Genomic DNA, 24,444 nt, shown 5'->3' with positions numbered 1-24,444 from the left:
TCTCCCTCACGCTATGCGCGGTCAGAGTTCGCTCTGTTTATGGAAACCGTCTTTCACCACGGTGCTTTCTATATTGTCTTTGTTGACCGGAATCGGCTTCAGCAGTCGCGACGGCACATCTTTCAGGCCATTGTTCAGCTTGCTGTTGCTGGCTGGTGTTTTGCCATCACCCAGTTCGACGGCAATTTTCGCCGCTTCGGTGGCCAGTTCGGTGATCGGTTTATAAACCGTCATGGTCTGGGTGCCCGCTTTGATGCGCTTAATCGCGGCCAGATCGGCATCCTGACCCGAAATCGCCACTTTTCCGGCCAGTCCCTGTGCACTCAGCGCCTGAATCGCACCGCCTGCGGTGGCATCGTTTGAGGCCACGACCGCATCGATGTGGTTACTGTTAGCAGTCAGGGCGTTTTCCATAATTTTCAGGGCGTTTTCCGGCAGCCAGGCATCGACCCACTGATCGCCGACAATTTTAATACTGCCGTTGTCGATATAAGGTTTTAACACTTTCATCTGCCCGGCACGGAACAGGCGGGCGTTATTATCTACCGGCGATCCGCCCATTAAAAAATAGTTGCCCTTAGGCACCTGTTTCACAATGCTTTCGGCCTGAAGTTCGCCCACTTTTTCATTATCGAACGAAATATAAAAATCGATATCGGCGTTATTTATCATTCGGTCATAGGCCAGCACTTTAATGCCTTCCCGTTTCGCTTCAGCGACAACGTTACTCAAGACCTGACCGTTGTAGGGAATAATCACCAGCACATCGACACCGCGGTTGATCATATTTTCAATCTGCGACATCTGTGTTTCTTCGTTGCCGTTGGCCGACTGAACAAACACCTTAGCGCCCAGCGTCTCCGCCTGTTTAACGAAAATATCGCGGTCTTTCTGCCAGCGCTCAAGGCGCAAATCGTCAATTGCCATGCCGATCTTCACTTCTTTTGCCACGCTGGTCTGGCTGAAGAGCGCCAGCGCCGCGCAGGCGGCTAACAGTGCATGTTTCATCTTCATTGTGATCATCCTGTAGGTGGAGGCTATTGTTATCGCAGGCCGATAAACCAGGCGGATGAATTGTTGCCCTTCTTTTCCTGTCGCAGCAATTACTGATTTTTATCCGGCTATTACGTTTTTTGGTTTATTTCTTTTTTTATGAGCGCGATCGAGGTTTCATCTTTTTAGGACAAAAGAGTGACAAGGATAAACCGCCACGCAAATAACATTATTTTGCGAGCCAGCGCACAAATAATAATTATCTGACACCCGTAATGAAATATCGTAATTGAGCTGAGGTTACAGCCCATATTGAATATTGCTTCAACGCAGACCATCCGGGTACTGATGCTAAGGAGCAAACCATGCACGCTTATTTCGATCAGATCGATCGGGTTCGTTATGAAGGCACCCAGTCGACGCATCCTCTCGCTTTCCGCCACTACAATCCCGATGAGGTCATCCTCGGCAAGACCATGGCGGAGCATCTGCGCTTTGCTGCCTGTTACTGGCACACCTTCTGCTGGAATGGCGCGGATATGTTTGGCGTCGGTGCCTTTGATCGTCCGTGGCAGAAAAACGGGGATGCGCTGCAGCAGGCAAAACTGAAAGCGGATGTCGCCTTTGAGTTTTTCCATAAGCTGAATGTGCCGTGGTACTGCTTCCATGATGTGGACGTCTCACCGGAAGGTGATTCGCTGCACAACTACAAAGAAAACTTTGCCGCCATGACCGATAAACTGCTGGAGAAACAGCAGGAAACCGGCGTGAAACTGTTATGGGGCACGGCTAACTGCTTTACCCATCCGCGCTACGGTGCGGGCGCTGCCACTAATCCCGATCCGGAGGTCTTTGCCTGGGCCGCGACGCAGGTCTGCAGCGCCATGCAGGCGACCAAAACCCTGGGCGGTGAAAACTATGTGTTGTGGGGCGGGCGCGAAGGTTATGAAACTCTGCTGAATACCGATCTGCGCCAGGAGCGTGAGCAGATTGGCCGCTTTATGCAGATGGTGGTCGAGCACAAACACAAAATTGGCTTCCAGGGAACGCTGCTGATCGAACCCAAACCGCAGGAGCCGACCAAACATCAATATGACTACGATGTCGCGACAGTTTATGGCTTCCTGAAACAGTTCGGACTGGAGAAAGAGATCAAGGTTAACGTTGAGGCGAACCACGCCACGCTGGCTGGCCACTCGTTCCATCATGAAATTGCGACCGCCATTGCGCTGGGCATTTTTGGTTCCGTGGACGCCAACCGTGGCGATCCGCAGTGCGGCTGGGATACCGATCAGTTCCCGGTCAGCGTGGAAGAAAACGCGCTGGTGATGTACGAAATCCTTAAGGCGGGCGGCTTTACCACTGGCGGCTTAAACTTTGATGCCAAAGTGCGTCGTCAGAGCACCGATAAATATGATCTCTTCTACGGCCATATCGGCGCGATGGACACCATGGCGCTGGCGCTGAAAGTGGCGGCCCGCATGATTAGCGACGGTGAACTCGATAAGCGTGTGGCGCAGCGCTACAGTGGCTGGAATGGTGAGTTCGGCCAGCAAATTCTGAAAGGTGAGTTTTCACTGGAGGCGCTGGCGGCGCATGCTCAGCAACAGCAGTTCAATCCGCAGCATCAGAGCGGACGTCAGGAGCAGCTGGAAAATCTGGTGAATCACTACCTGTTTGATTTCTGACCCTTCAGGAGCAGCGCATGTTTATCGGGATCGATTTAGGCACCTCTGGCGTCAAAGTGGTGCTGATGGATGCACAGGGCAACGTGGTGGCGACAGAGACGTCGCCGCTGCAGGTTTCGCGTCCGCAGCCCTTGTGGAGCGAGCAGGATCCTGAAAGCTGGTGGCAGGCGCTGGATTCAGCCATGCAGGCGCTGAGCGCGCAGCAGGACCTGCGCGCGGTGCAGGCCATCGGGCTGAGCGGACAGATGCATGGTGCCACGCTGCTCGACAGCGCTAACCAGGTATTACGTCCGGCCATGCTCTGGAATGACGGGCGCAGCGAGGCGCAGTGCCGTGAGCTGGAGCAGAAGGTGCCGGATTCGCGTTTGATAACTGGCAACCTGATGATGCCCGGTTTTACGGCCCCCAAGCTGCTGTGGGTGCAGCAGCATGAACCAGCCATCTTCAGTCAGATTGCTCATGTGCTGTTGCCCAAGGATTATCTGCGCTGGCGGTTGAGTGACAACTTCGCCACCGATATGTCCGATGCCGCAGGCACGATGTGGCTGGATGTGGCGCAGCGTGACTGGAGCGATGTGATGCTGCACGCCTGCGATCTCAGCCGCGATCAGATGCCGCAACTCTGTGAAGGCAATGCCCTGACCGGCACTTTACAGGCTGAACTGGCCGCACGCTGGAAGATGAACGCGGTGCCGGTGGCCGCTGGCGGTGGTGACAATGCCGCGGGCGCTGTTGGCGTCGGTATGACCGAACCGGGCCAGGGGATGCTGTCGCTGGGGACGTCGGGCGTCTACTTCGTGGTGAGCGACGGCTATCTCAGCAATCCGGAACGTGCGGTTCACAGCTTCTGTCATGCGTTACCGCAGCGCTGGCATCTGATGTCGGTGATGCTTAGTGCGGCTTCCTGTCTCGACTGGGCAGCCACGCTGACCGGATGCAAAGATGTTCCAGAACTGCTGGCTCAAGCGGCGCGCGCGCGCGATGACGTGCCAGGACTATGGTTTCTGCCCTATCTTTCCGGAGAACGCACGCCGCATAACAACCCCAGTGCCCGGGGCGCTTTCTTTGGCTTCACCCACCAGCATGGTCGTCCCGAGCTGGCACGATCGGTGCTGGAAGGCATAGGGTTCGCCCTGGCGCAGGGCATGGACGTGCTGCATGAGTGTGGCGTTCAGCCAAATAGTATTATGCTGATCGGCGGTGGCGCACGCAGTGCCCTGTGGCGTCAGATGCTGGCAGATATCAGTGGTCAGACGCTGGATTACTGCCACGGCGGGGACGTTGGCCCGGCACTGGGGGCAGCGAGGCTGGCGCAGCAGGCGCTTGACGCCGACGTCACCGTTCCACGGCCGGCGCTGGTGCAGCGCCATCAGCCGGATCCGGCCAGGAGGGCGTACTATCAGCCGCGTCGTGAGACGTTTGCGACCCTGTATCAGCAGCTCCTGCCGCTGATGAAATAAAGAGGACGCCAGGCATCTGAACCGTTTTGCCTGGCGTCCTGCTTAGCGGATGACCATCATCCCTGATCTGTTGTTGCCGGGAGAAAATCATCCGGCGAACGCGCACTTCGCATCAGCCAATCGCGCCCAGCGTATCTTCCTGACCCTGTTTCTTCGGCAGCAGGAACAGCGTTGCCGCAATATCCAGCAGATAGATCAGCGCCAGCAGGGTAATCGCCGCGGTGAACGAGAACTGGCTCGCCAGCAGACCAATCACCACCGGGCCGAAGCCGCCCACGCCACGACCCAGGTTGAACAGGACGTTTTGCGCGGTGGCACGCACCTGTGGCGGGAAGGTATCGGAAATCAGCGCGCCGTAGCCGCCAATCATGCCGTTAACAAACATTCCCATGATCGCACCGGTAAACAGCATGATGTTCGGGTCGCGCAGCTGAGCATAAACCACCACCATCACGACGGCACCAAACTGATAGAGCAGGAAGATTTTCCAGCGAGCAAAGCGGTCGGCCAGCACGCCAAACAGCCAGATGCCGAAGGTCATCCCGATCACGGTTACCGCGGTCCAGAGGCCGGATTTCGTCAGGCTGAAGCCAAAGCTGGAAGAGAGGTAGCTCGGCATCCAGATCATCAGCCCGTAGTAACCAAAGTTCTGGACTGAACAGAGGATAAAAATACCGAGACTGGCTTTGGCGGTCGCGCGGTCGCGCACCAGCAGCTTCAGGCGCGCCGGAAATGACAGCGACGGCACATGTTTAACCTGCCGCTGAAACGCCTCCGGTTCGCCCATGCCGCGACGAATGGCAAACGAGACCAGCGCCGGTAATAATCCGACCAGGAACATGCCGCGCCAGCCGATGATATTCAGCAGCGGCGGCGTGATAAAGGCTGCCATCAGCACGCCGAGCTGCCAGCCGATACCGACCCACGCTGAGGCGCGGTTACGCTTTTCAGCAGGCCAGGCTTCGGCAATCAGCGCCATGCCGATACCGAATTCGCCACCCAGGCCCACACCTGCCAGCGTTCGCCAGGCGAGCAGGTCCCAGTAGCCCTGCGCCACCGCGCACAGGCCGGTAAAGATCGAGAAGACCAGAATCGTGACGGTCAGCATGCGGATACGGCCATAACGGTCGCTGAGATGACCGAAGACGATGCCACCGATAACCGCGCCAATCAGCGTCCATGTCACCAGCGATCCCGCCTGTGATGGATTGAGCGCCAGCGAAACACTGATAGCCGGCAGCATAAAGCCGAGTATCAGCAGGTCAAATCCATCCATGGCATAACCGCTGACCGCAGCCAGCATCGCTTTGCCCGGCGTTACGCCCGGCTTAGATTGGGGAGAAGGGGACATCGTTGCGCACCTCTGAAAGAAAAGTGCCGCAATTATAAAGAGAGTTCAGGATGTGACCAATTGAAAAGGCTTATCCCTGCGCCACTCCGGCACAGGGATAAGATGGATCAGGAAGGGCGGTTGCTGCCATCGTCACCTGACAGTAATTCATCGAGCCGATCTCCACCCACGTGACGGAAATCCTGACCTTTGACGAAGTAGAAGATAATTTCGCAGATGTTCTGGCAGCGATCGCCGATGCGCTCAATCGCGCGGGCGCAGAACAAAGCTGTCAGCACGCTGGGAATCGTGCGTGGATCTTCCATCATGTAGGTCATCAGCTGGCGCACAATGCCTTCGTACTCTTTATCCACCTTTTTGTCTTCACGGTAGATAGTGATCGCTTCATTGAGATCCATTCGCGCGAAAGCGTCCAGCACATCATGCAGCATCTGCACGGTGTGACGACCCAGCGACTCAAGGCTCACCAGCAGGGGAAGATGCTGCTGACCAAACTTCTCCAGCGCCGTGCGGCTGATTTTCTCCGCTACGTCACCAATGCGCTCCAGCTCGGAAATGGTTTTGATGATCGCCATCACCAGCCGCAAATCGATCGCGGTTGGCTGACGTTTGGCGATGATGCGCACGCAGGCTTCATCAATCTCCACTTCCATCATATTGACCTTCTGGTCGCCGTCGATCACCCGCTGCGCCAGCTCGCCATCCAGATTATGCATGGCGGTAATCGCATCGGTCAGCTGCTGCTCGACCATGCCGCCCATGATCATTACCTGAGTTCGGATATGCTCCAGTTCGGCATTGAACTGACCGGAGATGTGCTTATTCAGATTCAGATTATCCATGTCGATCTCCTGTCAGATCAGCCGTAGCGGCCAGTAATGTAGTCTTCGGTTTGTTTCTGCGCGGGCTTGGTGAACAGCGTGTCGGTATCGCTGAACTCAATCAGTTCGCCCAGATACATGAAAGCAGTATGGTCAGAGCAGCGTGCCGCCTGCTGCATATTGTGCGTCACAATCACCACGGTATAGTCCTGCTTCAGCTCGGTGATCAGCTCCTCAATGCGGCCAGTGGAGATGGGATCCAGCGCGGAGCAGGGCTCATCCAGCAGTAAGACTTCCGGCCGAATCGCGATGCCACGCGCAATGCACAACCGCTGCTGCTGGCCGCCGGAGAGACTGTAACCGCTCTGATGCAGCTTGTCTTTGGTTTCATTCCACAGCGCCGCTTTGGTCAGCGCCCACTGTACGCGCTCATCCATATCGGCACGCGACAGCTTTTCAAACAGGCGGACGCCAAAGGCGATGTTGTCATAGATCGACATCGGGAACGGCGTCGGCTTCTGGAATACCATGCCGACGCGGGCGCGCAGCAGCGCAATATCCTGCTGTGTCGCCAGAATGTTTTCGCCATCCAGCAGAATGTCCCCTTCGGCCCGCTGCTCCGGATAGAGCGAGTACATTTTATTGAAGGTGCGCAGCAGGGTCGACTTACCACAGCCCGATGGGCCGATAAACGCGGTGACCTGATTCTTAGCGATATCCAGGTTGATGTTCTTCAGCGCATGAAACTTGCCGTAATAGAAGTTCAGATTACGGACCTGAATTTTATCGGCTGTTACTGTCGCGATACTCATAATTCATCTCTCTTATACGGCGCCGCGCAGGGCCACGCCGGAAGTTAACCGTGTTTACCTTTGGCGAAAATCACCCGTGCCACAATGTTCAGCAGCAGCACGCAGAGGGTAATGATCAGCACGCCCGCCCAGGCCAGGCTCTGCCATTCGGCGAACGGGCTCATGGCGAACTTAAAGATGGTGACCGGCAGGTTTGCCAGCGGCTGCATCATGTCGGTGCTCCAGAACTGGTTCGACAGCGCCGTAAACAGCAGCGGAGCCGTTTCCCCTGCGATGCGGGCAATCGCCAGCAGCACGCCGGTGATGATGCCCGAGACCGAGGCTTTCAGGGTGATAGCCGAAATCATCTTCCACTTGGGCGTGCCAAGCGCATAAGCCGCTTCACGCATGCTGTCTGGCACCAGCCGCAGCATATTTTCGGTGGTACGAATCACAATCGGTACCTGCAGCAGCGCCAGCGCAATCACCCCGGCCCAGCCAGAGAAGTGCTGCATCTGTGACACCACCAGGGTGTAGACGAACAGCCCGACCACAATGGAGGGGGCTGAAAGCAGAATGTCGTTAATAAAGCGGATCACTTCTGACAGGGCCGATTTGCGCCCATATTCCGCCAGATAGATCCCGGCCATGATGCCCAGCGGCGTGCCGAAAAAGGTCGACCAGAAAATCAGCAAGCCACTGCCCGCCAGGGCATTCGCCAGCCCGCCGCCCGCCGTATTCGGTGGTGGCGTTGATTCGGTGAACAGGGACCATGAAAGCCCATCCACGCCACGCGATACGGTGGTGAAAAGGATCCACACCAGCCAGAACAAGCCAAACGCCATGGTCAGCAGCGACAGCGTCAGTGCAATTTTATTTTTCGTGCTGCGCCAGGACTGCATTTTACGACGTGATGCGTCCAGTTCGGCGCGCGCCTGAATTTCAATCGTGGTCATGAGCGCGCTCCTTCACTTTTCGCCAGTCGCATAATCATCAGCTTTGAAATCGCCAGTACGATAAAGGTAATCACAAACAGGATCAGGCCCAGCTCCATCAGCGCGGCGACATGGACACCCGATTCCGCTTCCGCAAACTCGTTGGCCAGCGCCGAGGTGATGCTGTTACCCGGCATAAACAGCGACGGGCTGTCGAGCTGGTAGGTGTTGCCGATAATAAAGGTCACTGCCATGGTTTCACCCAGCGCACGACCCAGTCCCAGCATCACGCCGCCAATCACGCCATTTTTGGTAAATGGCAGGACGATGCGCCAGATCACTTCCCAGGTGGTGCAGCCTATGCCGTAGGCTGACTCTTTCATCATTACCGGGGTCTGCTCAAAGACGTCGCGCATCACCGAGGCGATGTAGGGGATGATCATGATCGCCAGAATCACTCCCGCCGCGAGGATACCGATACCGAAAGCGGGGCCGGAAAAGAGCTCGCCGACAATCGGAATACCCGACATCACGTCGTTAACCGGTGTCTGGAAATATTCGGCAAACAGGGGTGCGAAGACAAACAGGCCCCACATGCCGTAAACGATGCTCGGAATTGCTGCCAGCAGCTCAATGGCGGTACCCAGCGGGCGACGCAGCCAGCCTGGCGCGAGTTCGGTCAGGAACAGCGCGATACCAAAACTCACCGGCACGGCGATAATCAGGGCGATAATGGAGGTCACAAGGGTGCCGTAGATCGGAACCAGTGCGCCAAATTGTTCGTTGGGCGCATCCCAGGTTTTGGTCCACAAAAAGGCGAAACCAAACTTCTGGATGCTGGGCCACGAGGAGATGATCAGGGAGACAATAATGCCGCCCATCAGTAACAGCACAATCAGCGCAGCCAGCCTGACCAGCGCGCCAAAAATTCTGTCACCTTGTTTGCCTGGGGCTTTGAATGCCGGCTTCGTTGCAGCCATAGAAGTCTCAGTCTTCAGAAGTTATCAGGGCGGCATGAGCCGCCCGTTGGGTCTGACCGGACAGCCGTCCGGCCAGGGTCGGTCAATTACTGATAAAGCGCTTTACCAGAACTGTCTTTGATGTTGGCTTTCCAGGCGGCGCGAATCTGCTCGGTCACGCTCTCTGGCAGCGCAGCATAATCCAGCGCTGTAGCGGTTTTGCTGCCGCTTTTGTAAGCCCAGTCGAAGAACTTCAGTACTTCAGCGCCTTTAGCCGCATTCGCCTGATCTTTGTAGATCAGAATGAAGGTGGTTGAGGAGATTGGCCAGGCATCCGCGCCCTTCTGGAAGGTCAGATCCTGCGCGAACGATTTGCTCCAGTCAGCGCCTTTCGCGGCATTACTGAAGCTGGTTTCGCTTGGCGCGACCGCTTTACCATCGGCATCGATCAGTTTGGTGTAGGTCAGGTTGTTCTGTTTGGCGTAGGCGTATTCCACATAGCCGATTGAACCCGGCAGACGCTGAACAAAGGCAGCGACGCCGTCGTTGCCTTTACCGCCCAGACCCACCGGCCAGTTAACAGTGTTGCCTTTACCGATTTTGCTGTTCCAGTCCTGGTTTACCTTCGCCAGATAGCTGGTGAAGACGAACGAGGTGCCTGAACCATCAGCGCGACGCACCACGTTGATGTTGGTCTCTGGCAGTTTCACGCCCGGGTTAAGTTTGGCAATCGCCGGGTCGTTCCACTTTTTGATGGTGCCGAGGTAGATATCACCCACAGTTTTGCCATCCAGCGTCAGCTGGCCTGACTTGATGCCCGGCAGGTTAACCGCCAGTACCACACCACCGATCACGGTAGGGAACTGGAACAGACCATTTTTCTGCAGATCTTCATCTTTCATTGGCGCATCGGACGCACCGAAATCAACGGTTTTGGCGATAATCTGTTTCACGCCGCCAGATGAACCGATGCCCTGGTAGTTAATTTTGCTACCGGTGGCTTGCTGATATTCTGCTGCCCACTTGGCATAAACCGGCGCCGGGAACGTCCCGCCTGCACCGGTGAGATCGGTGGCCGCAAAAGCAGATACCGCGCTTACGGCGAAGGTGGTGGCGAGGATTCGGGCTACGGTGCTACGCATCAGTGTCATATTCCCTCCAGGGGAGAAAAGTCAGGCTAGGGGCCGTTTTAGTAAGAGTCTGTGATTGCTGCAGGAGGGAAAATAGGACAGTTTGATGACAGTGAAATGTACGAAATATGACAGTTATATGACAAAGGGCCAGAATGAAGTGGGCCCGCGACGGGGCCCACCAGGTTATTCCACGGTAACCGATTTTGCCAGGTTACGCGGCTGATCGACGTCGGTGCCTTTGATCAGGGCAACGTGATAGGAGAGTAACTGCAACGGCACGGTGTAGAAGATCGGCGCAATCACCTCTTCAACATGCGGCAGCGGGATAATCTTCATCCCGTCACTGTCGCTGAAACCCGCATCCTGATCGGCAAACACATAGAGCAGGCCGCCGCGTGCGCGCACCTCTTCGATGTTGGATTTCAGCTTCTCCAGCAGTTCGTTGTTAGGTGCCACTACGATCACCGGCATGTCCGCATCAATCAGCGCCAGCGGGCCATGTTTCAGCTCGCCTGCGGCGTAGGCTTCCGCATGAATGTAGGAGATCTCCTTGAGCTTCAGCGCCCCTTCCATGGCAATCGGGTATTGATCGCCACGGCCCAGGAACAGCGCGTGATGCTTGTCAGAGAAGCCTTCGGCCAGATTCTCAATCAGCTTATCCTGCGCCAGCATCTGCTCAATCCGGTTCGGCAACGCCTGCAGGGCATGAACGATCTCATGCTCAGTCTCCACAGACATCCCTTTCAGACGACCCAGTTTCGCCACCAGCATCAGCAGCACCGCTAACTGAGTGGTGAACGCTTTGGTGGAGGCGACGCCGATTTCGGTGCCCGCTTTGGTCATCAGTGCCAGGTCAGATTCCCGCACCAGTGACGAACCCGCCACGTTGCAGACGGCCAGCGACCCCAGGTAGCCCAGCTGTTTCGAGAGACGCAGCGCTGCCAGGGTATCTGCCGTTTCACCCGACTGTGACAGGGTGATCAGCAGGCTGTTTTTGCGCACCGCTGACTTGCGATAGCGGAACTCTGAGGCGATCTCCACGTCACAGGGGATATTTGCCAGCGACTCAAACCAGTAGCGTGACACCATCCCGGAATTATAAGAGGTGCCGCAGGCGATAATCTGGATATGCTCCACCTGACTCAGCAGTGCTTCAGCGCCCGCGCCCAGCTCGCTGAGGTCAACCTGCCCCTGACTGAAGCGCCCACTCAGGGTGCTTTTCAGCGCCATCGGCTGTTCGTAGATCTCTTTCTGCATGTAGTGACGGTAAATACCTTTATCACCGGCGTCATATTGCAGGTTCGATTCGATCTCGGCACGCGTCACGGTATTGCCTTCACGGTCAATAATCGTGACATCACGACGACTGATCTCGGCGATATCACCCTCTTCCAGATAGATGAAGCGGCGGGTCACCGGCAGCAGGGCCAGCTGATCCGAGGCGATAAAGTTTTCGCCCATGCCACGGCCAATCACCAGCGGGCTGCCGGAACGGGCTGCCACCAGCAGCGACGGATCGCGGCTGTCCATGATCACCATGCCATAGGCACCGCGCAGCTGTGGGATCACACGCAGCACGACTTCGCGCAGCGAGCCGCCCTGTTTCTGCTCCCAGTGAACCAGATGCGCCACCACTTCGGTGTCGGTTTCAGAGGCAAAAACGTAGCCGCGTTCGATCAGCTCAGCACGCAGCGGCTCATGGTTTTCGATGATGCCGTTGTGCACGATGATGATGTGCTCTGAGACGTGCGGATGCGCATTTGCTTCCGACGGCTCGCCATGAGTTGCCCAGCGCGTGTGCGCGATGCCGGTACCACCGATCAGCGGCTGCTGTTCAGCGGCTTCCGCCAGTTTCTGCACTTTCCCTAACCGCCGCAGGCGCGTGACGTGCCCCTGACGATCGACCACGGCCAGACCGGCCGAATCATATCCGCGATATTCAAGACGACGCAGACCTTCCAGCAGAATCTCTGCGATATCGCGTTGCGCTACTGCACCAACAATTCCACACATAATGATGTTTTCCTGACTACATGGCTTTTCGCCACTTCTGTTGTCATGCGACCTGATATCCGGCTTTGCCGGTTCCCCGAGCCTTGTAGAGAGTGGGGATTATAGTTTTGGCACTGCACTGTATCGGCCCGCATAAAGCGGGCCGTTAAAAATTTTATTTTTTCTTCACCGGACGCTGCCAGTCCGCTTTGTGATTCTGCTCTTTACGGTTATAGACCAGACCGGCTTCGGTCACATCTTTCATGATGGTGGTGCCTGCCGCAATGGTAGCACCTGCCGCGACGCTGACCGGAGCCACCAGCTGCGTATCTGAGCCGACAAATACGTCATCGCCAATCTCGGTTTTGAATTTGTTCGCGCCATCATAGTTGCAGGTGATAGTGCCTGCACCGATGTTCACGTTGTCGCCAATCTCCGCATCGCCAAGATAGGAGAGGTGGCCCGCTTTCGATCCCTTGCCCAGACGCGCTTTCTTCATTTCGACGAAGTTGCCCACGTGCGCAGCGTCGGCCAAATCGCTGCCAGGACGCAGACGGGCAAAGGGTCCGACGGTACAGGCGGTAGCGAGATGAGCATCCTCGATCACCGTATAGGGGCTGATTTCACAATCATCGCCGATCACGCTGTTTTTGATGATGCAGCCCGCGCCGATTTTGACGCGCGAGCCCAGCGTGACCCGGCCTTCAATAATAACGTTGGTGTCGATTTCGACATCCCGTCCATGCGCCAGCGTCCCGCGCAGATCAAACCGTGCCGGATCGCGCAGCATCACGCCGGCCAGCAGCAGTTTTTCGGCCTGTTCAGCCTGGTATGTGCGTTCTAATGTCGCCAGCTGCAGACGGTTATTCACGCCATCGGTTTCACTGATGCGTGCCGGATGAACCGCGTTGATCACCCGACCTTCCTGATGTGCCAGCGCGATAATATCGGTAATGTAATACTCACCCTGCGCATTGTTATTGGTGAGCTGTGACAGCCAGCGTTTTAAATCGCCGCCGTTGGCGATCAGAATACCGGTGTTGATCTCTTTAATCATGAGCTGCGCCGGGCTGGCATCTTTCTGTTCGATAATGCCGGTGATGGTATTGTTCTCACGCACGATGCGGCCATAGCCGGTCGGGTCGTCCAGTACCACGGTAAGTAAGCCAATGCCGCCCTGCGGTTTTGCTTCGCGCAGACGCTGTAATGTCGCCTGAGAGATCAGCGGCACGTCGCCATAGAGCATCATGATATCTTCATCATCGGCGAAGGCAGGCGCGGCCTGCTGCATGGCATGGCCAGTGCCGAGCTGCTCAGACTGCAGTACCCAGTTCAGCGTGCTGTCGGTAAGTGTCGCTTTCAGGCGATCGCCGCCGTGACCATAGACCAGATGCACCTGCTGTGCGCCCAGCCCTTTGGCGGCATCAATGACGTGCTGAACCATCGGTTTGCCTGCCAGCGTATGCAGAACTTTAGGCAGATCGGAATACATACGGGTGCCCTTGCCAGCAGCAAGGATCACCACACTCATCGCACTGTTAGACATAACTATCCTGAGTGAATTTTTACGGGTGAAAGTAAAACGGTTTGGGGTTGAGATTACTACATTTTTCTCAGGCCGAAATTAGGCGGACGGGCAGATCGGGCACCGCAGGCAAAAAAAATGCCAGCCCGAGGGCTGGCATTTCGTGACGCATAAAGCTGGATTACATCGCTTTTTTGGTCAGTTCGATCACGCGCAGTTTAGCAATGGCTTTCGCCAGCTCGGCAGAGGCCTGAGCGTAGTCCACGTCGCCGTGGCTGCTGTTCATGTGCTCTTCTGCTTTGCGTTTTGCTTCCAGAGCTCGCGCTTCGTCCAGATCGGTACCGCGAATCGCGGTATCGGCCAGAACGGTGCTGCTGCCCGGTTGCACTTCCAGCACGCCGCCAGAGAGGTAGATATACTCCTCTTCGCCGTGCTGTTTCACGATACGGATCATTCCAGGCTTAATGGCAGTCAGCAGCGGCGCATGGCCAGGGAAAATCCCCAGTTCACCTTCGCTACCTGACACCTGAATTTTCTGTACCAGACCAGAGAACAACTGCTCCTCTGCGCTGACCACATCCAGGTGATAAGTCATAGCCATAATCTTCCTCCCGGGAAACCGTTATTACAGTTTCTTCGCTTTTTCCACGGCTTCTTCGATGGCACCAACCATGTAGAAGGCCTGCTCTGGCAGGTGGTCAAACTCACCTTCCATGATGCCTTTAAAGCCACGGATAGTGTCTTTCAGCGTAACGTATTTACCCGGTGAACCGGTGAATACTTCCGCAACGAAGAACGGCTGAGACAGGAAGCGCTGAATTTTACGCGCACGTGCCACCAGCAGTTTGTCTTCTTCAGACAGCTCATCCATACCGAGGATGGCGATGATGTCTTTCAGTTCCTGATAACGCTGCAGCAGTGACTGAACGCCACGCGCAACATCATAGTGTTCCTGACCGACAACCAGCGGATCCAGCTGACGGCTGGTAGAATCCAGCGGGTCAACGGCCGGGTAGATACCCAGAGAAGCGATCTGACGGCTCAGCGTTACCGTTGAGTCTAAGTGCGCAAAGGTGGTTGCTGGTGACGGGTCAGTCAGGTCATCCGCAGGGACGTAAACGGCCTGTACGGAGGTGATTGAACCGGTCTTGGTGGAGGTAATACGCTCCTGCAACACGCCCATCTCTTCTGCCAGCGTTGGCTGGTAACCTACCGCAGATGGCATACGACCCAGCAGTGCGGAAACTTCTGTACCGGCCAGGGTATAACGGTAGATGTTATCGATGAACAGCAGAACGTCGCGGCCTTCATCACGGAATTTTTCCGCCATGGTCAGACCGGTCAGTGCAACGCGCAGACGGTTACCCGGCGGCTCGTTCATCTGGCCATAGACCAGCGCAACTTTATCGATAACGTTTGAGTCAGTCATTTCGTGGTAGAAGTCGTTACCCTCACGAGTACGCTCACCCACACCGGCAAACACAGAGTAACCTGAGTGTTCAGCCGCGATGTTACGGATCAGTTCCATCATGTTGACGGTTTTACCGACACCCGCACCACCGAACAGACCCACTTTACCGCCTTTAGCAAACGGACACATCAGGTCGATAACCTTGATGCCGGTTTCCAGCAGTTCCTGCGAGTTAGACTGATCTTCATAAGAAGGCGCTGCGCGGTGAATAGAGGCGATCTCTACTGCACTGCCGTCTTCTTCTTTCAGCTCGCCTTTCATGTCGATTGGCTCGCCGAGAACGTTCATGATACGGCCCAGGGTCGCTTTACCGACCGGAACCTGAATGGGTTTCTGCAGGTCGTTGACGTTCAGACCACGCTTCAGGCCGTCAGACGTACCCATTGCGATGGTACGAACTACGCCGCCGCCGAGCTGCTGCTGTACTTCCAGCACCAGACGCGCATCACCATTCATCACCTCGAGGGCGCTGTACACTTGCGGTACCGCGTCCTGAGGGAATTCGACGTCAACAACGGCGCCGATAATCTGGACAATCTTTCCAGTTGCCATCTTGAATCCTCTACCTAATTCCAAACCTGGTTAAACCGCGGAGGCCCCCGAGACGATCTCGGTAAGTTCCTGGGTGATGCTGGCCTGACGAGCTTTGTTGTATACCAACTGCAGCTCTTTGATCAGATTTCCGCCGTTGTCGGTTGCGGCTTTCATCGCCACCATACGTGCAGCCTGCTCACTGGCCAGATTTTCCACCACACCCTGATAAACCTGCGATTCGACATAACGACGCAGCAGGGTATCCAGCAGCGCTTTCGGATCGGGTTCGTACAGGTAATCCCAGGTCTTCGCCTTCATCTCTTCTTCACCTTCCGCTGGCGCTAACGGCAGCAGTTGGGTGATGGTCGGAGTCTGAGACATGGTGTTATTGAACTTGTTACTGACGATCATCAGTTTGTCGATGCGGCCTTCATCATAAGCCTGCAACATCACTTTTACCGGGCCAATCAGATCAGACAGGGCAGGTTTATCGCCCATGCCGCTGACTTGCGCCACAATGTTGCCACCCACAGCACTGAAGAATGACGCCCCTTTTGAACCGATAATCGACAGATCGCTCTGCACGCCTTTATCGGACCAGGACTTCATATCCGCCAGTAATTTTTTGAACAGGTTAATGTTCAAACCACCACAAAGCCCGCGGTCTGTAGAAACGACCAGGTAGCCGACGCGCTTGACGTCGCGCTGTTCCAGGTAAGGGTGCTTGTATTCCAGATTACCCAACGCAAGGTGACCAATCACTTTGCGCATGGTGTCTGCATACGGACGGCTGGCCGCCATGCGTTCCTGCGTTTTACGCATCTTGGAGGCGGCGACCATTTCCATCGCTTTGGTGATCTTCTGCGTGTTTTTCACGCTTCCAATCTTGCTTCGTATCTCTTTTGCGCCGGCCATTAGCTTCTCCTCAAAGCCTTGCGGCCTGCCTTTTCAGACAAGCCGCCAGACATTACCAGGACTGGGTTGCTTTAAACGTATCGATCAGGCCTTTCAGCTTCGCTTCGATATCGTTGTTAAAGTTACCCGACTGGTTGATTTCAGCCATCAGCTCAGCGTGGTCGCGATCGGCGAAGGCCAGCAGTGCAGCTTCGAAGCTGCCAATTTTTGCCAGTTCAACGTCGTTCAGGTAGCCACGCTCTGCAGCGAACAGAACCAGACCCTGCTGCGCGACAGACATCGGCGCATACTGTTTCTGCTTCAGCAGCTCGGTCACTTTCTGACCATGGCTCAGCTGTTTGCGGGTGGCATCATCCAGATCAGATGCGAACTGCGAGAACGCCGCCAGTTCACGATACTGTGCCAGCGCGGTACGGATACCACCGGACAGTTTCTTGATGATCTTGGTCTGTGCAGCACCACCAACGCGGGATACCGAAATACCTGGGTTAACGGCCGGACGAATACCGGAGTTAAACAGGTTCGATTCCAGGAAGATCTGACCATCAGTAATCGAGATTACGTTGGTCGGAACGAACGCAGAAACGTCGCCCGCCTGGGTTTCGATGATCGGCAGCGCGGTCAGTGAACCGGTTTTACCTGTCACTGCGCCATTGGTGAAACGCTCTACATAATCAGCGCTTACGCGTGATGCACGTTCCAGCAGACGGGAGTGGAGATAGAACACGTCGCCAGGAAACGCTTCACGGCCTGGTGGACGACGCAGCAGCAGAGAGATTTGACGGTAAGCGATAGCCTGCTTGGAGAGGTCATCGTATACGATCAGCGCGTCTTCACCACGGTCACGGAAGTATTCGCCCATCGCACAACCTGCGTACGGAGAGAGATACTGCAGTGCAGCTGATTCAGAAGCAGACGCCACAACAACGATGGTGTTCTGCAGTGCGCCATGCTCTTCCAGCTTACGAACCACGTTAGAGATGGTTGAGGCTTTCTGACCAATCGCAACATAGACACACTTGATGCCTGAGTCGCGCTGGTTGATGATCGCATCGATCGCCATCGCGGTTTTACCGGTCTGACGGTCACCGATGATCAGCTCACGCTGGCCACGGCCGATTGGAATCATCGCATCGACTGACTTATAACCGGTCTGAACCGGCTGGTCGACTGACTGACGATCGATAACGCCAGGTGCAATCACTTCGACCGGTGAGAAACCGTCGTTGTCGATTGCGCCTTTACCGTCGATTGGCGCACCCAGGGTGTTCACAACGCGGCCCAGCAGGCCACGGCCTACCGGTACTTCAAGAATACGGCCAGTACACTTAACCTTCATGCCTTCGGCGAGGTCAGCGTAAGGACCCATCACCACTGCACCAACCGAGTCACGCTCGAGGTTCAGGGCGATAGCGTAACGGTTACCCGGCAGGGCAATCATCTCACCCTGCATCACATCGGCCAGGCCGTGTACGCGGATGATACCGTCACTTACAGAAACAATCGTACCTTCGTTGTGAGCTTCACTCACGACATTGAACTGAGCAATGCGCTGCTTGATCAGTTCGCTGATTTCGGTGGAATTCAGTTGCATATGCTCCAGTCCCCTTAAGACTGCAAGACGTCAGCCAGACGGTCAAGACGGCCGCGTACGCTGCCATCAATAACCAGATCACCCGAACGGATGATCACGCCTGCCATCACAGACTTATCAATTTTGCAATTCAGCTTAACTTTGCGTGACAGACGTTTTTCCATCGCGGCGCTGATTTTACTCAGCTGGTCGTCACTCAGCGTACTGGCGGAGATAACATCAACTTCAGCGGTGGCTTCATGAGCGTCACGCAGTTCGATGTATTGGGCCAGTACAGCCGGAAGCGCTGTCAAACGTCCGTTTTCCGCCATAACCTTAATCAGGTTCTGCGCGGGTTCATCCAGTTGATCACCACAGACTGCGTTAAACGACGCTGCCAGCGCTTCAGGTGCTAATGCACCGGAGAGAAGATCAGCCATCTGTTCATTGCGAGCCACTTCTGCGGCAAACGCCAGCATCTGTTGCCAGCGTTCTATACTTTGATGCTCAACAGCAAAGTCAAAAGCTGCTTTGGCGTAGGGGCGAGCTACAGTAATCAGATCAGACATCAGCCCCTCCCTCCTTACAGTTCAGCGACCAGTTTATCAACGATGTCGCTGTTAGCAGCTTCATCCACGGAGCGTTCGATGATCTTCTCGGCGCCAGCCATAGCCAGCAACGCAACCTGCTTACGCAGTTCTTCACGTGCACGTTTACGTTCGGCATCAATTTCAGCCTGCGCTTGTGTCACGATGCGATTACGTTCGTTTTCAGCTTCGGTTTTCGCTTCGTCCAGAATCTGCGCGCGACGCTTGTTCGCTTGCTCGATAATGACCTGAGCGTCTTCTTTGGCTTTTTTCAGCTGGTCGGTCGCATTAGCCTGCGCGAGATCCAAATCTTTCTTTGCACGTTCAGCAGAAGCAAGGCCTTCAGCAATTTCTTTCTGGCGCTTTTCGATAGCAGCCATGAGCGGCGGCCATACGTACTTCATGCAGAACGCGACAAACAGGATGAACGCGATAGCCTGGCCGAGGATTGTTGCATTAATGTTCACAGCACAATGCCTCTAGATTGAGTATTTAACTTTTCTGCCGTTATCGTTGTGATAAGCGGCAGAATCCGTTCACCCCTGCACATTGTGCGCTGAGTGAACACAGGGCTTTAGGCGACAGCAAACATCACGTACAGACCCAGACCAACAGCGATCATCGGGATTGCATCCACCAGACCCATTACAACAAAGAACTGCGTACGCAGCAGAGGAATCAGGTCAGGCTGACGAGCAGCGCCTTCCAGGAATTTTCCTCCGAGGATGCCGATACCGATCGCAGCACCGATTGCCGCCAGGCCCATCATCACAGCGGCAGCCATGTACAGCAGATCCATATTCAGGTTTTCCATGACAGTCTCCAGTTTGTTTCAGTTAAATGCTCCCTTCATCTTCCGGGCTTCAGCGGAGTACGCTGCAACCCGGAATCAAGAGGGAAAGTAGTGTTGAGAAAAAAATCAATGCTCTTCAGATGCCATCGACAGATAGACAATCGTGAGGACCATGAAAATGAAAGCCTGTAGCGAAATGATCAGGATGTGGAAAATGGCCCACGGCACATTCAGCACCCACTGCGACCACCACGGCAACAGACCGGCAATAAGGATAAAGATCAGTTCACCCGCATACATGTTACCGAACAGTCGTAAACCCAGTGACACAGGCTTAGACAGAAGGCTTACACCTTCCAGAATCAGGTTGATCGGGATGAAGATCGGGTGGTTAAAAGGCTGCAGCGTCAGCTCTTTCGTGAAGCCGCCAATGCCTTTCATTTTGATGCTGTAGAACAGAATCAAAATAAATACGCCCAACGCCATAGATAGCGTGATGTTCACGTCTGCAGACGGTACGACGCGCAGCGCCGGTAACCCCAATACGTGCTCACCAATATATGGCAGCAGGTCGATTGGCAGCAGATCCATGAAGTTCATCAGGAAGACCCAGACAAAAATTGTCAGAGCCAGCGGGGCGATAAGTTTGCTCTTACCGTGATACATGTCGCGCACGTTACTATCAACGAAACCGACAACCAGTTCGATAGCCGCCTGCATTTTCCCTGGTACACCGCTGGTAGCAGACTTCGCCACGCTACGGAACAACACCAGGAAGATGATTCCCAGCACCATAGAGAAAAACATGGAATCGATATTTAATACCCAGAACGTCGCGGGAGCGTCGTGCGGATTCACTAACTCGAAGGTACGCAGGTCCAACTGAAGATGAGTCAGGTGGTGACCAATGTACTCTTGCGGAGTAGAGATTTCTCCTGCAGCCATGATGCCTCTTACCCTTTGTTGTTAATTACCGCCGGTGCCAGCATTTGAACCACCAGCACCGATAACCAGGTTATTCCGACCGGCCAGAAGACCGCCCCGAACAGACCCAACGCCACAATGAGCAAAATGATGGTCGCAAACACTTTAGCAATTTCACCTAAAGCGAAGCTCCACGCGACTCGCCCCGAAGCGGGGGGTTGCCCCTGCAGGCGCCAGGCTAAAAACAAAAACAATACGTTTGGCAGCCAGGCTGCCGCTCCGCCAGCAAGAGCAGAGACACCCCAGGTGACATCTTTAACAGCAAAGAGTCCGCCGATGATGACTATCGTCACCAGCTGAATCATCAGCACCGTTCGGGCGAATTTTACACTGTAAAGAGACACTGACATGACGCTGATACTCTCCTGCCCCGTTAGGGGTATGTCGCGTGTCGTATAAGACTGCCTTTGCGCAGTTGAGTCAAGCAGCAAAAGCCGTGCAAATTATACGGGCCGCACCTGCGATTTCAATCGGTAAGTAGCGAAAAGGTGAACAATTATTTAAATTTCTTTCCGGAGGGCTATTTTTCCAAAGATTACCCTGCAGAGATTCACCCGAATCTGACTGAAAATTCACTCGCATCTTGCTTTTAAAGCGTGCTTTAGATCACATAATAAGCACTCACACGACATTGAGTTTTATCTGTGGTCTATTTAAGAACAATCTGCAAAACAGATTAATCCTTTAAAATCAGAATATTGAAATTACAAAAATGTGTCCGCAAGACTATTTTCACAGAAAACACGCTATTGACATCGAACTGTGCATGAGAATCGTGAAATTGATATTACGTACGCAAAGTTATTACCACGATATATTTTCCGGCGTGACTACTTTTATTCCGCGACCCGCCTATACAAGTGATATTTCTGATAACTGAATGTGAATTAAACGTTAAATGTAACAGAGCTTTTCGGATAATTTCCGTCTCCGTTTTTAACCTTCGCTCAGCCAGGGCTTAATCAAAATCTTTTATTGATAGCGCATCATCTGCACTTTTTTCATCCATACCCTGATAAAAACCCTGGCAGATAAGCGTTAAATTTCTGGAAACTCAGGCCTGCTGGTGACGAATAATGACCAGATGACGGTCACCTTCCAGCTGAGGCACCTGCAGCTTTATCACTGCATCTGAGAGATAGCCAGCGGGTAACTCAGCCATTTCATCGTCCGGACGGACACCTTTGAGCGCATAAAAGCGCCCTTCCCCGCCAGGCAGATGGTGACACCACTTCACCATGTCGGTCAGCGAGGCGAATGCACGGCTGATGACGCCATCAAAAGGTGGCTCAGCCGGAAACGCCTCAACCCGGCTCTGTACCGGAGTAATGTTAGTGAGTCCTAACTCATGCTGAACCTGACGCAGGAAGCGCACCCGCTTGCCCAGACTGTCGAGCAGCGTAAAATGCGCATCGGGCATCACGATAGCCAGCGGAATGCCAGGCAGACCGGGACCGGTGCCGACATCAATGAAACGCGAACCTTTCAGATGCGGCGCCACCACAATGCTGTCGAGGATATGGCGAACCAGCATCTGCTGCGGATCGCGCACGGATGTCAGATTGTAGGCTTTGTTCCACTTATCCAGCAGGCCGACATAGGCAACCAGCTGCTGTTTTTGTTGATCGGAGAGGGAAATACCGGCTGCCTTTAGCAGCGACGTGAGTGTGTTAATCACAGCATAAGTCCATTCAGCGGGGGCGAGTCGCCTCGCCCCGTTTCAGATCAGGCGCTTTTGCGCAGCAGACCCTGTTTTTTCAGATAGATCAGCAGTATTGAGATGGCCGCCGGAGTAATGCCGGAAATACGCGTTGCCTGACCAATCGACACGGGTTTGTGATCGTTCAGCTTGGCGATCACCTCGTTCGAGAGGCCATTCACCTGACGGTAGTCGAGTTCCACCGGCAGCAGCGTATTCTCATTACGCAGCTGCCGATCGATCTCTTCCTGCTGACGCGCGATATAGCCTTCATATTTGACCTGAATCTCAACCTGCTCAGCGGCCTGTTCATCAGCCAGTGCCGGACCAAAGGCATCCAGCGTCATCAGCTTCAGATAGGTCAGCTCAGGACGGCGCAGCAAATCTTCACCGCTCGCTTCTTTAGTCAGCGGCGCGCTGAGTACCGTGTTCACTTCGGTCACATGCTCTGACTTCGGATGAACCCAGATATCGCGCAGGCGCTGACGCTCCTGTTCAATCGCTTCCAGCTTCTGATTGAAACGCGCCCAGCGCGCATCATCCACCAGGCCCAGTTCACGGCCGGTTTCGGTCAGGCGCAGGTCAGCATTGTCTTCGCGCAGCATCAGGCGGTATTCCGCACGGGAGGTAAACATCCGGTACGGCTCTTTGGTGCCAAGTGTGCAGAGGTCATCCACCAGTACGCCGAGATAAGCCTGATCGCGGCGTGGTGCCCAGCCCTCTTTGTCGGCAGACTGACGGGCCGCATTCAGACCGGCCAGCATTCCCTGCGCAGCCGCTTCTTCGTATCCGGTTGTGCCGTTGATCTGTCCGGCAAAGAACAGGCCGTGAATGAATTTACTTTCCAGCGTCGGTTTGAGATCGCGCGGATCGAAGAAGTCATACTCGATGGCATAGCCCGGACGCACGATCTTCGCATTCTCCATGCCCTGCATCGACCGGACGATCTGAATCTGCACATCAAAAGGCAGACTGGTCGAGATACCGTTCGGGTAGATCTCATTGCTGGTCAGCCCTTCCGGCTCCAGGAAGATCTGATGCGAGTTGCGATCGGCAAAACGCATCACTTTGTCTTCGATCGACGGGCAGTAGCGTGGGCCGATCCCTTCAATGATCCCGGCGTACATCGGGCTGCGATCCAGGTTATTGCGGATCACCTCATGGGTTTTCTCGTTGGTATGCGTGATCCAGCACGGCACCTGCTGCGGATGCTGAGAGGCATTGCCCATAAACGAGAAGACCGGCATCGGGTTATCACCGTGCTGCGGGCTGAGCACTGAAAAGTCGATGGTGCGCGCATCGATACGCGGTGGCGTACCGGTCTTGAGGCGGTTTACCCGCAGCGGCAGCGCACGCAATCGTTTTGCCAGTGGAATAGACGGGGGATCGCCAGCGCGACCGCCGCTGTAGTTGTCCAGACCGATATGAATTTTGCCGTCAAGGAATGTTCCGACGGTAAGAACGACGGTTTTCGCGCGGAACTTCAGTCCCATCTGAGTGACGGCACCCACGACACGATCGTTTTCCACGATAAGATCGTCGACCGCCTGCTGGAAGATCATCAGATTGGGCTGATTCTCCAGTGCCGTACGCACCGCCTGGCGATAGAGCACGCGATCGGCCTGAGCACGGGTCGCCCGTACTGCCGGGCCTTTACTGGCGTTTAGTATCCTGAACTGAATACCCGCCTGGTCAATCGCACTGGCCATCAGACCACCCAGGGCATCCACTTCCTTCACCAAATGTCCTTTGCCAATACCACCAATCGCCGGGTTACAGGACATTTGTCCAAGCGTATCAATGTTATGGGTGAGTAACAGGGTTTGCTGACCCATTCGGGCTGCCGCCATTGCGGCTTCGGTGCCCGCATGACCACCACCAATTACGATGACGTCAAAAGGATCCTGATAAAACATGAAGTGGTACCTCGGTTGATGAACTTGCAGGATCGTCGTCCTGGGGCGTGGATTCTACTCAAATTCCGTCTGGGGTGAAAGTCGCGGGATCGTCCGGTTTTAAAAGAAAGGATCTTAGATCTGTATATGATCTTTCTGTTAGATCTCTTATTAGGATCCCTGCTTTCTGTGGATATGTGCCAGAAGCATTGCAGAAACAACAGGATGAAGAGGATCACTAGCTGTGAGTGATCGGTGATCCTGATCCGTATAAGCTGGGATCAAAAGCCGTTGTTATCCACAGCTCAAAAATCGATCTACCGTTGTTCTTTGGATAACTACCGG

Annotated in this window: 22 protein-coding genes; 2 read left to right on the top strand and 20 right to left on the bottom strand. The window is 54.9% G+C overall.

What is annotated here, in order from left to right:
- Positions 1-21: 21 nt before the first annotated feature.
- Entirely contained in the window at positions 22-1,014 is a 993-nt protein-coding gene (gene xylF, locus AC6I8E_RS00110) for a D-xylose ABC transporter substrate-binding protein (protein WP_033734607.1), read from the bottom strand.
- A gap of 344 nt (positions 1,015-1,358) precedes the next feature.
- Between xylF and xylA the strand changes: the two genes are divergently transcribed.
- Positions 1,359-2,681: a xylose isomerase gene (gene xylA / locus AC6I8E_RS00105; protein ID WP_095706451.1), complete on the top strand. Its 1,323-nt coding sequence runs from the start codon at positions 1,359-1,361 to the stop codon at positions 2,679-2,681.
- A 17-nt stretch (positions 2,682-2,698) separates the two neighbouring features.
- Positions 2,699-4,141: a xylulokinase gene (gene xylB / locus AC6I8E_RS00100; RefSeq protein WP_418162597.1), complete on the top strand. Its 1,443-nt coding sequence runs from the start codon at positions 2,699-2,701 to the stop codon at positions 4,139-4,141.
- A gap of 112 nt (positions 4,142-4,253) precedes the next feature.
- On the opposite strand, the gene AC6I8E_RS00095 is transcribed toward xylB, so the two are convergent.
- The 19 genes from AC6I8E_RS00095 to mnmG all read right to left on the bottom strand — a co-directional run bounded on the left by AC6I8E_RS00095 (position 4,254) and on the right by mnmG (position 24,120).
- Positions 4,254-5,492 (bottom strand): MFS transporter, encoded by a 1,239-nt coding sequence (locus AC6I8E_RS00095; RefSeq protein WP_013359569.1) that lies wholly within the window; start codon positions 5,490-5,492, stop codon positions 4,254-4,256.
- A 107-nt stretch (positions 5,493-5,599) separates the two neighbouring features.
- Positions 5,600-6,334, bottom strand: a complete 735-nt coding sequence (gene phoU / locus AC6I8E_RS00090) for a phosphate signaling complex protein PhoU (RefSeq protein ID WP_009088225.1) — start codon at positions 6,332-6,334, stop codon at positions 5,600-5,602.
- A gap of 17 nt (positions 6,335-6,351) precedes the next feature.
- Positions 6,352-7,125 (bottom strand): phosphate ABC transporter ATP-binding protein PstB, encoded by a 774-nt coding sequence (gene pstB, locus AC6I8E_RS00085; protein ID WP_033784348.1) that lies wholly within the window; start codon positions 7,123-7,125, stop codon positions 6,352-6,354.
- A gap of 44 nt (positions 7,126-7,169) precedes the next feature.
- Positions 7,170-8,060, bottom strand: a complete 891-nt coding sequence (gene pstA / locus AC6I8E_RS00080) for a phosphate ABC transporter permease PstA (RefSeq protein ID WP_013359567.1) — start codon at positions 8,058-8,060, stop codon at positions 7,170-7,172.
- Entirely contained in the window at positions 8,057-9,019 is a 963-nt protein-coding gene (gene pstC, locus AC6I8E_RS00075; RefSeq protein ID WP_013359566.1) for a phosphate ABC transporter permease PstC, read from the bottom strand. Before pstC ends, pstA begins: the two co-directional genes overlap by 4 nt.
- A gap of 86 nt (positions 9,020-9,105) precedes the next feature.
- Positions 9,106-10,149, bottom strand: coding sequence for a phosphate ABC transporter substrate-binding protein PstS (gene pstS, locus AC6I8E_RS00070; protein WP_033784347.1), 1,044 nt, complete (start codon positions 10,147-10,149; stop codon positions 9,106-9,108).
- A gap of 165 nt (positions 10,150-10,314) precedes the next feature.
- Complete coding sequence (gene glmS, locus AC6I8E_RS00065) at positions 10,315-12,144, bottom strand: glutamine--fructose-6-phosphate transaminase (isomerizing) (RefSeq protein WP_497824303.1); 1,830 nt, start codon at positions 12,142-12,144, stop codon at positions 10,315-10,317.
- A 154-nt stretch (positions 12,145-12,298) separates the two neighbouring features.
- Positions 12,299-13,669 (bottom strand): bifunctional UDP-N-acetylglucosamine diphosphorylase/glucosamine-1-phosphate N-acetyltransferase GlmU, encoded by a 1,371-nt coding sequence (gene glmU / locus AC6I8E_RS00060; RefSeq protein WP_195857541.1) that lies wholly within the window; start codon positions 13,667-13,669, stop codon positions 12,299-12,301.
- A 160-nt stretch (positions 13,670-13,829) separates the two neighbouring features.
- Positions 13,830-14,249, bottom strand: a complete 420-nt coding sequence (locus tag AC6I8E_RS00055; protein WP_008926374.1) for a F0F1 ATP synthase subunit epsilon — start codon at positions 14,247-14,249, stop codon at positions 13,830-13,832.
- A 24-nt stretch (positions 14,250-14,273) separates the two neighbouring features.
- Positions 14,274-15,671: a F0F1 ATP synthase subunit beta gene (gene atpD / locus AC6I8E_RS00050; protein WP_008926373.1), complete on the bottom strand. Its 1,398-nt coding sequence runs from the start codon at positions 15,669-15,671 to the stop codon at positions 14,274-14,276.
- A gap of 30 nt (positions 15,672-15,701) precedes the next feature.
- Positions 15,702-16,568 carry a F0F1 ATP synthase subunit gamma gene (gene atpG / locus AC6I8E_RS00045; RefSeq protein WP_003849534.1) on the bottom strand — a complete coding sequence of 289 codons (867 nt, stop codon included), beginning with the start codon at positions 16,566-16,568 and terminating at the stop codon, positions 15,702-15,704.
- A gap of 52 nt (positions 16,569-16,620) precedes the next feature.
- Entirely contained in the window at positions 16,621-18,162 is a 1,542-nt protein-coding gene (gene atpA, locus AC6I8E_RS00040; protein ID WP_003849532.1) for a F0F1 ATP synthase subunit alpha, read from the bottom strand.
- Positions 18,163-18,176: 14 nt separating this feature from the next.
- On the bottom strand, positions 18,177-18,710 hold the full coding sequence (gene atpH, locus AC6I8E_RS00035; protein WP_033784344.1) for a F0F1 ATP synthase subunit delta: 534 nt from the start codon (positions 18,708-18,710) through the stop codon (positions 18,177-18,179).
- A gap of 14 nt (positions 18,711-18,724) precedes the next feature.
- Positions 18,725-19,195, bottom strand: coding sequence for a F0F1 ATP synthase subunit B (atpF, locus tag AC6I8E_RS00030; protein WP_003849528.1), 471 nt, complete (start codon positions 19,193-19,195; stop codon positions 18,725-18,727).
- 107 nt (positions 19,196-19,302) lie between these two features.
- Positions 19,303-19,542, bottom strand: coding sequence for a F0F1 ATP synthase subunit C (gene atpE / locus AC6I8E_RS00025; RefSeq protein ID WP_003849523.1), 240 nt, complete (start codon positions 19,540-19,542; stop codon positions 19,303-19,305).
- Positions 19,543-19,647: 105 nt separating this feature from the next.
- Positions 19,648-20,466 carry a F0F1 ATP synthase subunit A gene (gene atpB, locus AC6I8E_RS00020; RefSeq protein WP_003849506.1) on the bottom strand — a complete coding sequence of 273 codons (819 nt, stop codon included), beginning with the start codon at positions 20,464-20,466 and terminating at the stop codon, positions 19,648-19,650.
- Positions 20,467-20,474: 8 nt separating this feature from the next.
- Positions 20,475-20,855 carry a F0F1 ATP synthase subunit I gene (atpI, locus tag AC6I8E_RS00015; protein WP_013359561.1) on the bottom strand — a complete coding sequence of 127 codons (381 nt, stop codon included), beginning with the start codon at positions 20,853-20,855 and terminating at the stop codon, positions 20,475-20,477.
- Between the two features lie 704 nt (positions 20,856-21,559).
- Positions 21,560-22,183, bottom strand: coding sequence for a 16S rRNA (guanine(527)-N(7))-methyltransferase RsmG (gene rsmG, locus AC6I8E_RS00010; protein ID WP_497824302.1), 624 nt, complete (start codon positions 22,181-22,183; stop codon positions 21,560-21,562).
- 47 nt (positions 22,184-22,230) lie between these two features.
- A complete protein-coding gene (mnmG, locus tag AC6I8E_RS00005; RefSeq protein ID WP_013359559.1) occupies positions 22,231-24,120 on the bottom strand; it encodes a tRNA uridine-5-carboxymethylaminomethyl(34) synthesis enzyme MnmG in 1,890 nt (629 codons plus the stop codon).
- Between the last annotated feature and the right edge of the window lie 324 nt (positions 24,121-24,444).

It is taken from the genome of Pantoea sp. X-Soil-YNGN-785, assembly GCF_059730585.1.
This window is presented reverse-complemented; position numbering and strand designations above follow the sequence as displayed.

Coding starts and splice junctions, on each gene's coding strand:
- xylF (WP_033734607.1), bottom strand. CDS start 1,014: ATGAAGATGAAACATGCACTGTTAGCCGCCTGCGCGGCGCTGGCGCTC.
- xylA (WP_095706451.1), top strand. CDS start 1,359: ATGCACGCTTATTTCGATCAGATCGATCGGGTTCGTTATGAAGGCACC.
- xylB (WP_418162597.1), top strand. CDS start 2,699: ATGTTTATCGGGATCGATTTAGGCACCTCTGGCGTCAAAGTGGTGCTG.
- AC6I8E_RS00095 (WP_013359569.1), bottom strand. CDS start 5,492: ATGTCCCCTTCTCCCCAATCTAAGCCGGGCGTAACGCCGGGCAAAGCG.
- phoU (WP_009088225.1), bottom strand. CDS start 6,334: ATGGATAATCTGAATCTGAATAAGCACATCTCCGGTCAGTTCAATGCC.
- pstB (WP_033784348.1), bottom strand. CDS start 7,125: ATGAGTATCGCGACAGTAACAGCCGATAAAATTCAGGTCCGTAATCTG.
- pstA (WP_013359567.1), bottom strand. CDS start 8,060: ATGACCACGATTGAAATTCAGGCGCGCGCCGAACTGGACGCATCACGT.
- pstC (WP_013359566.1), bottom strand. CDS start 9,019: ATGGCTGCAACGAAGCCGGCATTCAAAGCCCCAGGCAAACAAGGTGAC.
- pstS (WP_033784347.1), bottom strand. CDS start 10,149: ATGACACTGATGCGTAGCACCGTAGCCCGAATCCTCGCCACCACCTTC.
- glmS (WP_497824303.1), bottom strand. CDS start 12,144: ATGTGTGGAATTGTTGGTGCAGTAGCGCAACGCGATATCGCAGAGATT.
- glmU (WP_195857541.1), bottom strand. CDS start 13,669: ATGTCTAACAGTGCGATGAGTGTGGTGATCCTTGCTGCTGGCAAGGGC.
- AC6I8E_RS00055 (WP_008926374.1), bottom strand. CDS start 14,249: ATGGCTATGACTTATCACCTGGATGTGGTCAGCGCAGAGGAGCAGTTG.
- atpD (WP_008926373.1), bottom strand. CDS start 15,671: ATGGCAACTGGAAAGATTGTCCAGATTATCGGCGCCGTTGTTGACGTC.
- atpG (WP_003849534.1), bottom strand. CDS start 16,568: ATGGCCGGCGCAAAAGAGATACGAAGCAAGATTGGAAGCGTGAAAAAC.
- atpA (WP_003849532.1), bottom strand. CDS start 18,162: ATGCAACTGAATTCCACCGAAATCAGCGAACTGATCAAGCAGCGCATT.
- atpH (WP_033784344.1), bottom strand. CDS start 18,710: ATGTCTGATCTGATTACTGTAGCTCGCCCCTACGCCAAAGCAGCTTTT.
- atpE (WP_003849523.1), bottom strand. CDS start 19,542: ATGGAAAACCTGAATATGGATCTGCTGTACATGGCTGCCGCTGTGATG.
- atpB (WP_003849506.1), bottom strand. CDS start 20,466: ATGGCTGCAGGAGAAATCTCTACTCCGCAAGAGTACATTGGTCACCAC.
- atpI (WP_013359561.1), bottom strand. CDS start 20,855: ATGTCAGTGTCTCTTTACAGTGTAAAATTCGCCCGAACGGTGCTGATG.
- mnmG (WP_013359559.1), bottom strand. CDS start 24,120: ATGTTTTATCAGGATCCTTTTGACGTCATCGTAATTGGTGGTGGTCAT.